General features: G+C 54.2%; 5 protein-coding genes. 4 read left to right on the plus strand and 1 reads right to left on the minus strand.

What is annotated here, in order from left to right; genetic code table 11:
• Positions 1–4 precede the first annotated feature (4 nt).
• Positions 5–1,537: a sugar ABC transporter ATP-binding protein gene (locus HMPREF0576_RS08620; RefSeq protein WP_004007979.1), complete on the plus strand. Its 1,533-nt coding sequence runs from the start codon at positions 5–7 to the stop codon at positions 1,535–1,537.
• 20 nt (positions 1,538–1,557) lie between these two features.
• Here HMPREF0576_RS08620 and HMPREF0576_RS08625 read toward each other — a convergent pair whose 3' ends face one another.
• Positions 1,558–2,409: an SDR family NAD(P)-dependent oxidoreductase gene (locus tag HMPREF0576_RS08625; protein WP_004011506.1), complete on the minus strand. Its 852-nt coding sequence runs from the start codon at positions 2,407–2,409 to the stop codon at positions 1,558–1,560.
• A 199-nt stretch (positions 2,410–2,608) separates the two neighbouring features.
• Here HMPREF0576_RS08625 and HMPREF0576_RS08630 point away from each other — a divergent pair, with 199 nt between their 5' ends.
• From HMPREF0576_RS08630 to HMPREF0576_RS08640, 3 genes are all read left to right on the plus strand, one after another.
• A complete protein-coding gene (locus tag HMPREF0576_RS08630) occupies positions 2,609–3,436 on the plus strand; it encodes an HAD-IIA family hydrolase (RefSeq protein WP_013188812.1) in 828 nt (275 codons plus the stop codon).
• A gap of 139 nt (positions 3,437–3,575) precedes the next feature.
• Entirely contained in the window at positions 3,576–4,436 is an 861-nt protein-coding gene (locus HMPREF0576_RS08635) for an exodeoxyribonuclease III (RefSeq protein WP_004011507.1), read from the plus strand.
• A gap of 115 nt (positions 4,437–4,551) precedes the next feature.
• Positions 4,552–16,704 (plus strand): putative Ig domain-containing protein, encoded by a 12,153-nt coding sequence (locus tag HMPREF0576_RS08640; protein WP_245527398.1) that lies wholly within the window; start codon positions 4,552–4,554, stop codon positions 16,702–16,704.
• Positions 16,705–16,720 lie beyond the last annotated feature (16 nt).

The following is a 16,720-nucleotide window of genomic DNA, read 5'->3' on the forward strand; positions in this document are numbered from 1 at the left end:
TGCGATGATGGAAGTATTTGAAGCAAGAAATATTGCGAAATATTATTCTTCGGTGCCTGCTCTCGCAGGCGTCTCTATCAAAATTCACCCCGGTGAAATTGTCGGCTTAGTGGGTCACAATGGCGCCGGCAAATCTACCCTGTTGAAAGTCCTTTCGGGGGCTCACGGTGCAGATGGCGGAGAAGTGCTGATTGACGGTACAGAAGTTAACTTTGCTTCACCAGCAGATGCCCTAGCTAAGGGCGTGGGAACCGTCTACCAAGAGCTGTCACTGTTGCCGAATCTGACGGTTGCGCAAAATGTGTTTTTGGGAAGAGAAAAGTCTGATTGGAAAGGACTAAAAAAGGAGGAAATGCGCAACCAGGCAAAAGAGCTGGTAAAGAGTTTCGGCATCGACGTAAACGTTGATGCGCCCCTGGGGCATTATGCTGTGGCAACTCGCCAGCTTTTGGAGATTGCTGTTGCTACGTCTAAAAATATCAAATACTTACTTTTGGACGAGCCAACGACCTCTCTGGAAGGCGAACAGGTTGATTCGCTTTTGAAATACATTAAAAACCTGGCAGAAACGTCCAATATCGGTGTACTAATCGTCGACCATAAGCTTGATGAGTTATATCGGATTTGTGACAGAATTGTTGCTTTAGTTGACGGAAAAGTTCGCATTGATGGTAATGTAAATGAAGTTTCTCATGAAGACGTGGTGGTGGCTATTGCCGGGGAAGACGTATCGAGTCTTCTTGATTCAGAGCCAAAGAGAGATGCCGTATCTGTGCCCACTTCAGAAACGTCGAAAGTACAGGGGCGCGGTGAGCCGTTAGTACAGGTGAGGAATCTTCGTTCTGCAGCATTAAAAGGCGTTAATCTTGATATCTATCCTGGAGAAGTGCTTGGTATTTATGGTCTAATTGGTTCGGGGAGAACAGAATTCCTCCGCGCGCTGGGCACATTGCATCCAATCGAAAGCGGAAGTATTTCTGTTCAAGGTAAATCTTTTAAAGGATATAAACCTGTTGACTCATTAAAAGCAGGTTTGGTCTATGTTACTGAAGAAAGAAAAATGGACGGTATAGTTCCGCAACTATCGCCAATAGTAAATACCTCATTACCTGTTACGAAAAAATTTAGCAAACTTACTTGGTTAAGTTTGAAAAAAATGGATTCTACGATGCAGAAGATACTCGCTAGGCTCCAAATTCGAGGTAATCTTCAGGGGCCTGTGGTCAGCCTCTCGGGCGGAAACCAACAGAAAGTTTTGTTGGGACGAGCTATTGCGTTAAATCCGAAGCTACTGATGCTTGATGAGCCCACTAAAGGTGTAGACATTGGCGCCAAAGGAGAGATCCACCGCATATTTAAGGATATGGCGCATCAAGAGCAGGTAGCCGTGGTTGTAGTTTCTTCGGAAGAAGAAGAAATCCTTGAAGTCTCTGACCGCGTATGTGTCTTTGCGCAAGGACGCAATATCTGTGAACCAGAGGACGTCGCGAATTTCAGCGTACAAAGGTTGCGTAAGCTGGCTTGGTCAAAAGACTAAACACTCTAAAATTGCGGCACTCAGAGTGCCCGGGAGAACAGGCGGGAGTTGAACAGGGTACGTATCAGCCAGCGGGGAGCTAGGCGTGCGCCTGCCATCGCAATTTTGTACCGAACGGTCGGGGTGACCAGGACGCGGCGACGGCGGGCTGCTTCGATGGCAGCGGTGACGACCGCTTCGGGACTGATGAATCCGTATTCAGGCCAGACTGAGGCGTTCATCTGGGCTGATTGGTGAAACTCAGTTTTCATTAGACCGGGTGCCAGGGCGGTAACGGATACGCCGGTGCCGCGCAGTTCAGTGGAAACTGACTCGCTAAAGAAACGTACCCACGTCTTTATCGCCGCGTAGGTGCCCATAGCGGTGTATGCCGTGGCGGACGAGACGTTGATAATTGCTCCGCCTCCAGAGACTTTTCCAATCGCGGGTCGCCCGATTAACATTTGTAACAGACGTTCCACTTTTCCAGGTTTGTGGCGATGAGTTCGCAACCTCATTGCTCGGGTGCCCTCAAACGTCAGTCGACACAATGCCCGCACCATTACCTCTAGAGCATTGTCCTCGCGTTCCCACTGACCGCCCACAAAGTTTTGTCCCAGGCCAAAACCCGCGTTGTTGACCAGCACCGCAATCGGGCGGGAATCATCACGGAGACGACGAATGACCGCGTCCTGACCGGTCTTGGTGGACAAATCTTGAGCCAAGACCTCCGTTTCAACGCCCAAAGTGGCGTGAATCCGCTGCGCCAAAGCCTGCAAACATTCTTGACGTCTGGCGACCAGCACGACGTTGAGCGGTTCGGCAGCCAACTGCCAAGCAAACTCTTCGCCTAAACCGCTGGAAGCTCCCGTAATCAGCGCCCATTTCACCACAAAAAATCACCCAATCATTGCAATAAATTCATCTATTGCATAACCTTATTAGTGAACGTTTGAGTTGCCAAAGCCGGTGCGTCCGGTAGTCTTTGCCGGTGTTGCGGCGTTTGGATTCTGTCGTCACCCCAGATTCTGGGGACCGAAGGAATATGAGGGAAACACATTGAAAAGCCACACAGCTGACAAACTTGAAGCGATGATGGACGCGACTTTCGGCACGAAAGAGGAACGGGAAAAGGAAATCACTCCAGTTATGAAACCTATCAAGTACTGGCTCACCGACATGGACGGCGTATTGGTACACGAAACTAAAGCGATTCCGGGGGCAGCGGAGTTCCTGCAAGCCCTGCGGGACAAGGGTAGGGAATACCTGGTGTTGACCAATAACTCCGTCTTTACCCCTCGTGACCTCTCCGCGCGCTTAGAGGCCTCCGGGCTGGAGGTTCCCGAAGAACGTATCTGGACTTCCGCGTTGGCGACCGCCTCTTTCCTGAAAACCCAGTCCCCGAAATCTAGCGCCTATGTGGTGGGCGAAGCCGGTTTAACCACCGCCCTGTACCAGGCTGGCTATGTCATGACCTCCACAAATCCGGAATATGTGGTGTTGGGTGAGACGCGTTCCTACTCTTTTGATCAGATTGCAACCGCGGTGCAGCTCATCAGCAAGGGCGCCAAGTTTATCGCCACAAATCCTGACAAGACCGGTCCCACGAAGGACGGTCCCATTCCTGCCACCGGCGCAGTTGCCGCCATGATTACGGCTGCCACCGGCAAGAATCCGTACTTCATTGGCAAACCCAACCCGGTTATGTTCCGCACCGGCTTAAACAAGATTGGCGCGCACTCCGAAGAAACCGCCATGATTGGTGACCGGATGGAGACGGATATGCTGGCAGGGGTAGAGTCTGGCTTGCATACGTTCCTGGTGCTGACCGGCTCCACGCATCGTGAACACATCACTGATTTTTCATATCGACCTAACGAAGTCGTGGACTCGATTGCTGACATCATCGCGCGAGTGTAACCTCACGGGGCGAGTCGTCCACGATTGATAGTTGGCGCGCGTTTAAGCTCTCGCAAAGGCTGCCCGAATTCAGTCATCCTTGCCCAGGAAAAACGGGAATTCGATAGACTGGGAAACGCTGATTTGTAGGGAGGTTACGGTGCGTATTGCGACTTGGAACGTGAATTCGATTCGCACTCGAGTGAATCGAGTGACGGCGTTCCTGGAACGTGAAAACATTGACGTTCTGGCGATGCAAGAAATCAAGTGCCGTAACGATCAGTTCCCCACCCTGGCTTTTGAAACTGCTGGCTACCAGGTGTTTGTCAACGGTCTGAATCAGTGGAATGGGGTAGCAGTGGCGGCACGCCAAGGGATTAGCGCCCACCTGCTGGGCACTGAGTTTTACGGCTCTATCGACCAACCGTACTTTTCCGTCCCGCCCAAACCGCCCCAGCTGGAACCACGAGTGTTGGGGGTACGTGTGGCCGGGGTGGAGTGCTGGTCCCTCTATGTCCCCAATGGCCGCGAAGTCGGTCATCTTCACTACCAATACAAGCTGAAATGGCTCGATTCTCTGCGTTCCCACGTGATTCGTACTCTGGATACAGATCCGGAAAGTTTGGGTCTATACCTGGGAGACTTCAACGTGGCTCCCCGTGACGAGGACGTGTGGGACATGGCGGACTTTGCCGGGGCGACCCATGTTTCCGAACCGGAACGGCAAGTGTTCGCCAAGCTCCTCGACCCCGACACGGTCGCCGATGCGGTCACCCTCCACGATGACCTTATCGAGGGTCTACCGGGAAACCTGACTGAAATCACGCGGAAATTTGCCCCCGGTTGGACCTATTGGGATTACCAACGCGCCCGTTGGCGGCGTAACCAGGGCATGAAAATCGACTTTGCCTTGGCTACCCCCCGTCTGGCTTCTCGAGTGACGGGCGCATATATTGACACAGCCGAACGTGATGGGGAACAACCCTCCGACCATGCTCCGGTAATAGTCGATTTTGAATAGATTCCGTCAGCCTCCTGATGTTCGGGTTTTCCCTCAGAAATTGTTCCAACCTGCCGATATTAATCGGATAGTGTGGATTCTGCATCGTTAATTAAGTTAAGAGGGAGCAAGAGATTTGGGTATTCTACGTCGTATGACCGTGGCGGGGACAGCGCTGGCTTTGACCCTGATGGGACTGGCTTTGCCTACCACGGCTATAGCGGAGGACCGTGCCGCTTATCCCGGTGCTATTGACCTACCAGCTTGGATTACCGACGGAAAACGTGAACCGATTAAATCCGATGCCTCCCCTCAAGATAACTGGGTGGTGACCGGGAAAGTCGTCACCTATCGCTCCGGGGAGCGCGCCGGTGCGAATGATGACCCGGGTGAGAAACTCGTTGCCGGAATCAATGTGTATGCTCGCTACCAGGCTAATAACGGAGCTTGGTCACCTGTTTTTAAAGCCACTACCAAAGATGCCTCCACAGATTCCAAGACTGGCAGACCCTCGAACTACGCCATCAAAATGCGCGACTTTGTTGATTACAACGGAGAATTGGGGCAATTCCGTCCCGGTGAGGGCAAAGCTCAGCGCCTACAGGTGTGGATTAACCCCGAACAGGTTCCAGGGTATCGACTGACTTTCTCGGAGCGTACCGGCGGGGTCGTACAAGGCTACTCCACTCCCAAAGATTTCAACTACCAGTTCAACCAAATGATGCAGTGGGGATATACTCCATTCGGTAAGTCCACCCAAGTGTCCCAGATGAATATCGGTCTCATTAGAGTCGCAAACTCTGCGGATGAGCTGGACCTCGGTAGCGCGGTAAATATTGAGCCTTCTTTGCCTAGTGCTACTGCGAAAAAAACTTTGAAAGGTTACGTGCGTTGGGAGAACCAAACCCTGAATCGGGGAGGTGGCAACGCCTATGTCGGGCGTCCCAACATCGAGGATTATCCGGTTAATACTCCAGTCGTTGATTACGTAGTGGTCGCAGCCATAAAAGATAAAAACGGTGCTGTTGAAGCCCGCTGCGCCACCACTACGGGGGTGCCAAACGACGATGGGAAATCCCCCAACTGGCAAATTAATTTTCACCAAGACGTCGATGTTAAGAACATGAAGTTCCAGGTATTCAAAGGGGACTGTCAGCCGGGAAACGTCAGACTCGAACGATTGCCGATGCGCATGGGCTATTGGAGCCCGTTCCCCACCACGGTAGACAGCTGGGAAACCCCGTTGGAGTCCACCCTCGGCAGTGCAAATCGTGGTTGGACCGGACTGCCTGGGACGTGGTCAAATAACGTCCGGGTATTGTTACGTCCCCTGCAAATGGAGTTGACCCCCCACGGCACCAATTCGGGTCCGGATGCGGGCACTCAATCTTTCTATGGGGATACAGTCACTGTGGATTACAGCCGGTTGCCGCTGAACACGCCACTGGTGGCGCGTCTGTACACCGGAAAGTTGAACGATGACGGATCGGGACGCCCTATCGATTCCATAAATTTTAAAGCAACAGGTGAAAAAGGCACCGGGTCGCTGACTTTTAACACGCCACTGAAGGGTGACACATTTCAGGAATACTGGGTCGACGTGGTTCCCCAGAAGATTGATAAAAATCCGGAACTACAGGTGTTGGCATCCCAAAGTTTCCTGTACAAGCCTATTCGGCTGGGAATTAATAGTGGGAAGGTGAATGAAACTGGAACTTACACGATTTATCAGAAAGCTCCGGATGCCACTTCCAGCGGAGTCAAGCTCACTGAGTGCCAGGTGATTTCAAAGGAACCTATCGATGCCACCACGCGGCAAGATGCCCTGCCTTCCAACTTAAAACGGGACACTTCCGCAGGCAGTAACGGATGTACGTTACAAGGCGTACCGGAGAAATCTGGGACTTACTCGCTGTGGGTCAGGTTCAACTTTACCGACGGCTCCGGCAAGAATCATACCATCGTGCAATATCTTCCTTGGAAAGTCGCTCCACGTCTAAAGCCGCAGATAGAATCGGGAACTCCGGATTCGGAAATGAATAAATTCTCTCCGCTGGAAAAATTCCCTGCCATTGGAGTGCCATATTCCGGTTTGGTTTCTCCCTATGCGGATTGGCAAGGTCGGCACTTCACCTATCAGGTATTTGATTCTGAACCGGGTGCCAGCAGTGTCGCTCTGGAGCCTGCAGCGGATAGAATGGTTAGTCTGCGGGATGGAAGTGTTGATAGTGGGTTAAGGTTTGACCCGGCTACCGGTCAAGTCACCGGCACGACTCAAGCGGGCAAATCCGCCGTTTTTTGGGTGAAAGCTACCGACGAGGATGGTGGAGTCACCCCTGCTGAAAAGTTTGAGATTCACCCCGGCTCGCCCTTGATTTTGCAGCGCGCCCAGTTGCCCACCGGCTCTAGTGGTAGCGAGTACCAGAACGCGAACGGAACCCCGATTGTGATTTGGGTTTCCGGTGGGCAGCCCACGACCGATAAATTGACGGTCAGTGGTGGTCCTGAGCTGTCCCGCAATACCTACTCTAATGCTGAAATTCTGGGGATCTATGATGGTGAGAATCACAAGGTAAACACCACCGATATTGGCGGAATAAACTGTTCTACCCAAACTTCGGGCAACGGTAAATATATTCTCTGTTCGGGCCAGCCCAAGGTGTCTCAAGTCACCACCTATTACCTGCAGGTGAAATACACAGATAGTGCTGGTCGTACCCTCGACGGAACCAAATACAACCTGCCTCAGATCAAAGGCCTATCGACCCTGTCCGGGGCAGAGGGCTGGCTAAAGATGACGCTGCTGCCAAAAATCACAGTTGATACTAGCTCTGACCCCAACGTAACCAGTATGGAACTGCCCGATGGTACGAAAGGATTGAGTTACGGACCGCAGGACGTTAAGAAATATCTGTCGGGCGGTACCGGGAACTTCGCGAATTATACTTTCAGCGCAGCCGGTTTACCGGCTGGTTTAACCATGGACGCCAATGGTGTAATCACTGGTAAGCCTGTGGAAACTACCACGCTAAACGGGTCGGCGGTTACGGTTTACCTACGGGGCAAGGACGGCACCGCGGCGGAACGATCCTCGACGTCCGTCAACTTCACGCTGCGAATCAAGACTGATTTCAAGGCGGTAAAGGATGTTCTGTCCGCGACAGCTCGGGGAGGAAATACCTACACTTCCAGAGAGCCGCTGCTTGACATGAGTTCTGCCGGAATTACTGGTGGGGTATCTCCCTACAGTTACAAACTGCAATACAAGTACAGCGAAGACGATGATTGGCAGAATGCCGCCCTTTCCGGGGGGCGCTACCAGGTTCCCAATGCGGATGGTAACCCTTCCGGTCTGTTGCTGGATAGCAACGGCAAACTGGTGGGGGCAACTATGGGCAAAGACTCTTTCCCTCAGCTGCGGGTGGTGGTGACCGATGCTGATACGGTTTCTTGCCAACAGGGATGCTCGGTAAACGTCGGCTTAAACCTGAAACGAGTCGATGACCGACGCCCCAGCGTGGTCGAGGGGGCTTCTCTCACCGTAAACGTAGGGGAAACTGCTACGGGGGCTTTACCGGTAAATGATCCCTCAGGCACGCCCCAAAAATATACAGTCACAGACGCGGTACTGCCGAGGGGAGTCGCTCTCACAGTTGATGAAGACACTGGAGCCTACACCTTAACTGCAACCCATGAGACGAAAGCAGACAATAGCGGTTCCGTCACCCTGTCTGTCACTGGCGCTAACGGCGCGAAAGCTGAGGTAATTTTGCGGGTTCACGTGATGGACCAGCGCATCCCGCAGACAAATAATAACGTCGCGATTAGTCTGGAACAGGGCATTCCAGTTCCTGCTACAGCGAAGGTGTCCGGGGTGGTTGACGCGGCGCATTCTCCCGAAATCAAGTGCTTTGTGCCCGCAAACTACACCTCTGCTGATTGCCCCACTACGGCACAAAAACTGCCCGGACTGGTTGGGGTCACCCTGAAACCGAACGGGACGCTCACCGGCACCCCGGTTAAGGGCGATGTTGGGGAACACCAGGTTCCATTGAAAGCGTTGGGGGTGAACGGCAAATGGTCGGCTGAGTTTAGCACGACAATGACCGTCTCGCCCTCCACCCTGGTATTCGAGCCAGGATTGGCGCCGGGTGGTACCACCGGACAGCCTTATGAGTGGACCTTTAGTCCCGCCACCGGCGCAGGGGGTCTCACCAAGCAATACCTAGTTCTAGATCCGAACGGTCATCCTGTTGACGGTTGTACCGTGAACAACCACGGGAGCAAACCGAAACTCCAGTGTGATGCGAACGCGCTACAGAACAAGGTAACTTATACTCTGCGAGTGAGTGCTGGAACTGGCGACGCTGCAGTCAACATTGACCGGGCGTTTGCCCCAGCGATTTATCCACCGCTGAAATTTGGAAGCTACACCTTGCCCAGTGCCGCCGTTAAAGCGGTATATCGCCGGAATGACGGCAGTACATTCAGTTTCACCGCTGCAGGGGGTAGTGGCAGCTACGGATTTAGTTTCCAAGCTGGCTCTAAACACCGGAAAGCTACACCTCCGTCCAGCTGCACCGGATGGGCCTTGCACACCACAAACGATGAGTACTCGGGGCTGTGTCTGGAATCTGACGGGCGTATCACCGGAACCCCAACTGTGGCTGGAGTTATTGATTTCTCCAAACTGGAGGTCCTTGATAGCGCGCAGCATCGCGCCGGACTGCCCACAGATGTAGAGAAAATGCTGGTTATAAACCCGCCACTAGAATTCACTACGCCGTGTGTAAAGCCGACGTCCGGCACCGATTACCCGTGCCAGGGCGAGAGGAATCAACCGGTCGCAGCGAACGGAAAACTTAAGATTGCCACCGTGTCCGGCGGTGCTACGCCTTACCGCAATCTGCGGGTGGAAGGTCTGGAGGCCTATAACGCCGGAGCCGCTAGCTCAACCCCGAATTTACGTGCTGAATGGTGTGATGGCAACCAGACATCCAACACCGTTGGAGACATCTGTTTGACTGGGACGTGGTCCAAGACGATGTCGCCCGGATCCTCCCTGAACATTTCCGTGACCGGGGCGGCAGGACGGACCGTCACGGTGGAAGTATTTATCCCGGTATCCACCGACCTGAAATTCACCGATAAGCCGTCCGGTGCTTTGCCCAGGGGAGTGACCCTGGAACAAGCCACCAATGGTGGTAAACCTGGCAATATCAGCGATACCGCCTGGGACAGTGTGAAAGATAACGTTAAATCGGGTCTGCCCACTGTGGGTATTAGCTTGGACAAGGACGCCGTAAAAGACGGTAATAGTGGAGGCGTTCCATCTTTGGTTAATGGTGGGGTCGGTCCTTACACTTATCTGACCGTGCCCTGCGACAACACCGATGCGTCCGGTAACTGTGCCCTAGGGGACACGGGTTTGTTCTTGGACAAGTCCACGGGTCAGCTCGTGGGCACTCCGAAACCCGGTACCAGCGCTGCTGTAGTGGTGAGCGTTACCGATTCGGATTCCCCGGCGCAAACCAAGAAATCCAACCTGGTGTTTTCTATCGCGGATACCCGAAAGCCAGTGGTGCGCGCGACCAAGATAAACGCCGAGGTTGACACCGCTGTGCACCAGGTCATACCGGTTAATGACGGCTCCGGGCAATACCGGAGCGTCTCAGATTCGGGCAAACCTAGGTGGATGAGTCTCACGCTGACCAATAATGTACTGACCGTTACAGGAACGCCCGAGTCAGGCGACGTCACAAGGGCGGATGGCACGTTTAGTGTGCAGGTGACGGATGCGAACGGTAATGTCAGCGAGTCGGTCACCATTACTTACACCGTTGAGGATAACCGTGTCCCGGACTTGAGCAGTCTGACGAACGGCTCCAGCAGGGACTTGACTGGAACGGAAGGTCAAGGTATCCAAGGTTGGACACCCCTGCCTAAAGATGCAGCCGGTTACGGTCCAAAGATTACAAAATGGAAGGTTGAGGGGCTGCCTCAGGGGGTAACCTTCAACCCCGCCACCGGCACGCTTTCGCCCAATAAGATTGCTTCTGGTGAATCGGGGACCTACCCCATCACCATTACTGCCACGACCGAAAACGGTAAGACCGCCACCATTGTGAAGACACTGGAAGTACGGGCTTCTGACCTGACAGTCACGGAAAGTAAAGTCCAGAATCTGACCGGGGGACAACTGACCAGCCCCGTCACGGTAGCGACCGTGAGTGGCGGAGCTGGCAACTACGGCTTAGACGTGCAGGGGTTGCCGAATGGCGTTACCGCGGAACTTGATAACAGTGGCAACATTGTACTGAAAGGTACAATACCCGCTGGGAATAACGACTTCCCCGTGACGTTTACTGTAAGGGATGCGGACGGGGTGGAGCGGACTCTCACCCGCACCTTGCACATCGGCGCGGGATTGTCTGTCGCCAAGACCACCATGCCCACTGCCACCATTGGTAAGGCATATGAGCAGCGCTGCTTGGGAGTTTCTGGGGGAACCGAGCCTTATGGAATTAGTGGAACTCTGAACGGCTTGCCCGAGGGTATGGCACTGGCGGCAAATGCTGGTGGCAAGGACATTTGCTTGACAGGCACGCCCTCCGGCAACGCAGGAGCGTTTACGGTCACTTTCACCTTGCAAGATTCTGCCACCAATCCGCCAGCAACCAAAGAGGTGACACTTACCATTCCGGTGAACGACGAGTTCACCGCAAACAGACCAACACCGCCTATGGGCAACTTGTATGTGGGCAGTAAAACTACTGACTTTACTCCCACGGAGGGTAAGGGTGACACCTGTTATGGACTGGACGCGTCTGGAGCGTGCCAGAAAGCCAAGTTTACCTATTCGGCGTCTGGCTTGCCCGCGGGGCTGTCCATTAATCCTCAGACTGGGGTGATTTCCGGTACGCCGACGGAGACGGTAAAGAACCGGGAGATTAGCGTGACGGTAGCTTCCAACGCGCCTGGTGGCGATGCGGTAACCCAAACATTCATGATTACGGTGGCTTCGGCATTTTCCAACCCGGAAAATCAGTTCCACATGCCCTCTGCAGCCAGCTCAACTAGCCTGGACGGAAACGGCACGGTTAAGAACGACAGCAACCAGGTACTGTCCGCTCCGGAGATTAAGAAAAACGGACAAGTTATTGCGACAGGAAAGTACTCCATCCATGGCGGTACCCCTGACTCGCAGGGGAACTATCCACTGGGCGATACCGGTCTGGCTTTGACTCCGGACGGGAAACTTGTCGGCACTCTCAAACCCGGACAGCCCCTGGCAGCTGGCAACGACGGCACTTTTGACCTTGGGTCATACGATGTGGTTCTTCAGGATGACGCTGGCGGTGACCAGATTGGTCCTCAGACGATTGCATTTACCGTGACCGATACGCGCAAGCCTGCTATTACGGTAACCAGCGCCACTGTCGAGGTCGGGCAAGCAGCCGATATCAGCATTGGGGTGACCGGTGGATCTGGAAAGATTGACACGGTCGAACTAATGAGTTGTAACCCAGGCAACAACAACGTGAGAGTGGATGGAGCCACAATCAAGGTGTTGGCAGCTGCTTTTACCAAAGGTGGAACTACGACCTGCCAGGTTAAAATCACGGACCACAACGGTCTAGCCAAGACTGAACCGTTCACTATTAAGGTCAACGATAGCCGTCTGCCGAAGTTTAATGCGAGCAATCGGGAACGCTACGCTTGGCAAGGTCTGGATTTCGCCAAAGTCACTTTGGGGAGTAATACTAAACCGGGCATTCCGGTGATGACGTGGCTGGTCGACCCTGCCACCGACGCTTCGGCAGCGCCACTAAAGACAGTAACGATTGCCGGCTTGCCCGAGAATTTCAAAGTTATCTCCCAAAATGGAACAGTTACTGAGAACTCCGGGGCTTACACGTGCAGCAACCCAGCAGATTGCACCATTGTGGGCTATGCTGCCAAAAATGTCATCGGGATACCGTTCTTTACCCTCACGATTACGGCAAACACCCAGAACTCGGAGCGGCAACCGACCAACCTCACCGCCAGAAAGTCGATACCGCTGCGCGTGTTTGCCTCCCCACTCCAGCTAAACACCAGCACTCCTGTCGGTATGATTCGAGGCGCAGCCAACTATAACTCTCCGGTCGGTACAGTCGACTATCTGGGTGGAACCATTACGCCGACTACATCGGCGGGACAGGCTTTCCTGAACAGCCCTAGCGCCTGGGACGGCACTTACGCCTTAGACAACGCCAACTACGATATTGTGAAGGTCACGGCGTACAACCGCAACGGAACAAATTCAGAAGTGTCGGGACACGGTCTGACCATAACCGCCGCAAACTCTGGTGATGCAGCGATGCCAATGGGAAGCCAGAAGGCGCAAACCTTGACGCTCAGCTCCGCGGGCACTGATGCTATCCCGCGGGGAACCACGTCCCTGGCGGTCGAACTGAAAGTCACAGATGGACACGGAATTGTGCGAAGCGCCACCGTGAACATTCCGGTGGTGCAAAAGCTGGAATGGGCTGGTCCGCCGTTTAATCGTGCCGACTCCACGGTGGAACTGGATACCATCGGGGTGCAAGGCGCGCCCTATCCGGTGTATTACGCCCAAGCCAAGGGCGGGGACGGCAGTTTCAGTACCTCCCTCGCTGAGGAAAATGTTGCCATTCAGACTGCTGTGGATGCTGACGCGAAAGCCAAGTTCAATGGCGGAACCAGCTATACCGGGTACAAGGGTATTACCCCGGTGTATTGCAAAGCGCAGGGCAAGATTCAATCTGATACTCGCCCGAAGTGCTTCCCCATTCCCGGCTTGGGCGGGACTATTCCTGCAGATAATGCCTGGAACAATCCGTTGATGGCTGACCATCAGGGTCTGTTTATGCTCTCTAACGGGAAACTCTCCGGGTCTATCCCCGTAGATGCCGCACCCGGTGTCCATACCACTCAGGTCTTGGTCATTGACGGCTCCGACCAGTTAATCAAAAAGACCTTCTCAATTACGATTGAACAGAAATTGACCCTTGCCTTGGACAGCAGCGCTAATAAGCTGCCCGACGGTAAGGAAGGTATTTGCTACGGCTCTACCACGGAGAAACCTCACAATGGGACTTGCGCCGCAAAGGTGGAAGTTGGCACTTACGAACCAGCTGACGCTAATATAAATTGTGAGCTTATCCCGGCGGTGTCTGGGCTGAAAGCCACCTGCAAAAATGGAAAGGTCACGATTTCCGGCGCCCCGACCCAAACCTATGACGGCAGCATCACGGTTAAAGTTACGTCGCGGGACGGCGCTCACCAGAGCGTCGAACAAGCGAAGCCTTTGTTGATTGAAACCGACATGGCGTTTAAAGGTCCCTCCGCTACCGGCTCCGACGTTGATGTAGAAACCGAGGCGGATGGCACACAAAAAATTGCGGTGAATACCTCTGCTAATGGCGGGAATTTACCTGAGATGAAGCTGGACGTTACGGGAGGAAAACCACCGTACACCTATTATGTGGAGGACAAGGATGGAAACCGGGTCTCTCCCGTACCTTGCCCCTCGGGTGTCTCTGCTCAAACAAGCAACGGTAAGCCTATAGTGTGCTACCCCATCGGTACTACCGGTCTGGTGCTGGATTCAGAAGGCAACCTCCATGGCAGTCCGATTCCTGGCGGCAGCGCGGAAGGGAATTTCGTGGTCGCGGACTCCGACACAACCTCGCGCACTAAGAAAGCCGCTATCACGGTGAATATTGCCGACCAGCGTCCTCCACAGGTCTACGACCTCACTATTAACACGACTGTAGGTGCAACCTCCTTGAGTGGTTCTACCCAACTGGTAGCAGAGGATCCGCAAAACCCGACGGTTGACCCCAGCAGCTCGAATTGGACCCCCGAACAAGTCAGAGCTGCGAGTCAAAAAGGCTTCCACGCCAAAGAACCGGTCAATACGCTGGGAACGGTAAAAGGTTGCTCGGCGAGTTCTCTGCCGAACTGGTTGACGCTCGGATCTAACGGGGCGATTTCCCTGGTCAATGGCGAGCAAGTTCCGATTGCGGCGGCGGGGCAAACGCTGCGGTTCTGTGTGTGGTACGTAGGTCCCAACGGAGTCAACGCTCCGAAACCCGCTGTGGTTAGCGTGAACGTCACCGACCAACGCCGCGTAACTATCGACAGTGGAAACGGTGGCACCAAGGAGGTCAAGATTGGTAAGCCGGTGAACCCGGACCCAACTACGCTGGTGGAGGCTAAAATCCCAGCTGACATGGTAGGTAACACCAGTAAACCTATCACGGTTAAGAAACTCAACCCCAACGGAACCGCTTGTGCCGGCAACGATTGCAAGTTCACCTCTGACAGTGCCGGCTTTACCGACAAGAGTATCGATGGTCTCACCGTCACCGGATTGAACTGCACAGGGAGCGCCGATCCGCGCAGCTGCTCGGTTACCGTCACAGGCACCCCGACCCCTCAGGCAGCCGGGAATCATCAGCTGTCCTACCAGGTCATCCTGCCTAACGGGCAGACCCAGATTATTTCCCACACAATTTACATCCCGCCCTACGACCTGGCGTTGAGTGTGGAACCGATGAGCCCGGCGGTCGGGGGACTGGAATATCTCCAAACGTCCAAGCCTGTTCTGGCTGTGGGAGGTTCAGGCAAATACTGGTTCCAGCTCTGGGATCCGAATTACCCGGTAGCTGACGCTTCTGACTCGAGCAATAAGGCGAAGGTTGGGAACATGGACCTGGTGACTACTGACAACCAGGTGAAACTGAAGTGGATTCCCACTGCGGTAGACCTTGCGAAAGCGCAACAGGGTAACGTTCCGGTCACCATCACCGTGTGGGATAAGGATGCCTGTCACATGCGACCAGAAGACCTGGTTGAGAACAAACCGGGACCGGCTAGTTGTCCTTACCAGGTCACCAAGACGGTTAAAATCCCCGTACATGCTGCCCCTGAAACTGCGGAAATTAACGTCCCGGATGTCACGGAAGGCACCCGCACCCCCGCCCCGTCGGTTTACACCGGCAGCGGTAGACCGGAACTGACACTGCTTAATACTGTGCCGACTGGCAACGAGGACTTATTTGAGTTCGACGCGGACTCGGGTGTCGTCACCTTGAAAGCGAGCGCGCGTCCCGGCACTTATACCGCTGTGATTCGCCTTACTTTGCCGGGTGTTGCCATCCCGTTCTACCGTAACGTGACCTTTACGGTAAAAGAGAAAACCGTCACCGGTCCCACCCCCACCCCAAACCCACAACCCGGCTACGGTTCGAGCGCTGCAGGTAATTCTGGTGCGGTCTATGACGATTTAGTGTTACGTCATGGGGGACGTGACCGGATTGGTACGTCTCTGGAAGTGCTGGATTACTTTAGCGAGAGATTCGCTACGCCCAGCTTATCGAAACAGAACGCTGTGCCGGCTTATAGTGAGTATGCCGGCAAGGTGAATCGTCCGTGGTCAGATACGGCGGTTTTGGTGCGCGACGATGACTATCCTGACGCTTTGGTCGCGGGTCCCTTGGCGGCTAACTACAACGCGCCAATCCTGATGACCCCGTCTAAACGGGTCCCGCAGCGAGTTGTGGAGACTTTGCGCAGACACGGATTTACGAAAGTTATCCTGGTGGGCAATTCCGGTGCTATCAGTGCCAGGGCGGTATCCCAATTGCAAAATGCTGGCTTCCAGGTGCAGCGCCTGGGCGGTCAGGACCGTTACCGAACCGCGGGAGTCGTCGCTGATCACCTGTTGGCGGCACGCGGTCGGGATAAATCCGACGTGTACCTGGCAACCGGTGTCGACTTCCCGGATGCTTTGAGCGCATCCTCTGCCGCTATCAAAAATTCCGGTGTGGTGCTGCTGACTCCTCGCCGGACTGTGGATGGAACCAGTCAAGGGTGGATGAACTCAGCCAAGACTGCGAAGGTAGTCGCAGTAGGTGGACCGGCGGTAACAGCCGCCGAACGGTCGGTGCATCTCGATGAGAAGCAGGTGGGTGCCGACAGGTACGAAACTGCGCAAAAGGTCGCTTCGGCTTACTTCCCGCCGAATCCGGGACGCATCGCTGTCGCTACCGGCAAGGACTTCCCCGACGCGACCCTGGCAGCGTCTCTGACTGCCCGTACCGGCGCGCCTTTGGTGTTGACCAGGGTGAACACCTTAACTAAACCTACTACCCAATTCCTTACCCGGAATCGTGCCAGTGTCCGCAAGGTTGACCTGGTCGGGGGGACCGGAGCGGTTTCTGAGAAAGTGCGTGGTGAAATCTATCACGCCCTGCGTTAATTTCCTGGATGTAGCG

The organism is Mobiluncus holmesii ATCC 35242, assembly GCF_000185445.1.
GTDB classification, from domain to species: domain Bacteria; phylum Actinomycetota; class Actinomycetes; order Actinomycetales; family Actinomycetaceae; genus Mobiluncus; species Mobiluncus curtisii.

Coding starts and splice junctions, on each gene's coding strand:
- HMPREF0576_RS08630 (WP_013188812.1), top strand. CDS start 2,609: ATGATGGACGCGACTTTCGGCACGAAAGAGGAACGGGAAAAGGAAATC.
- HMPREF0576_RS08620 (WP_004007979.1), top strand. CDS start 5: ATGATGGAAGTATTTGAAGCAAGAAATATTGCGAAATATTATTCTTCG.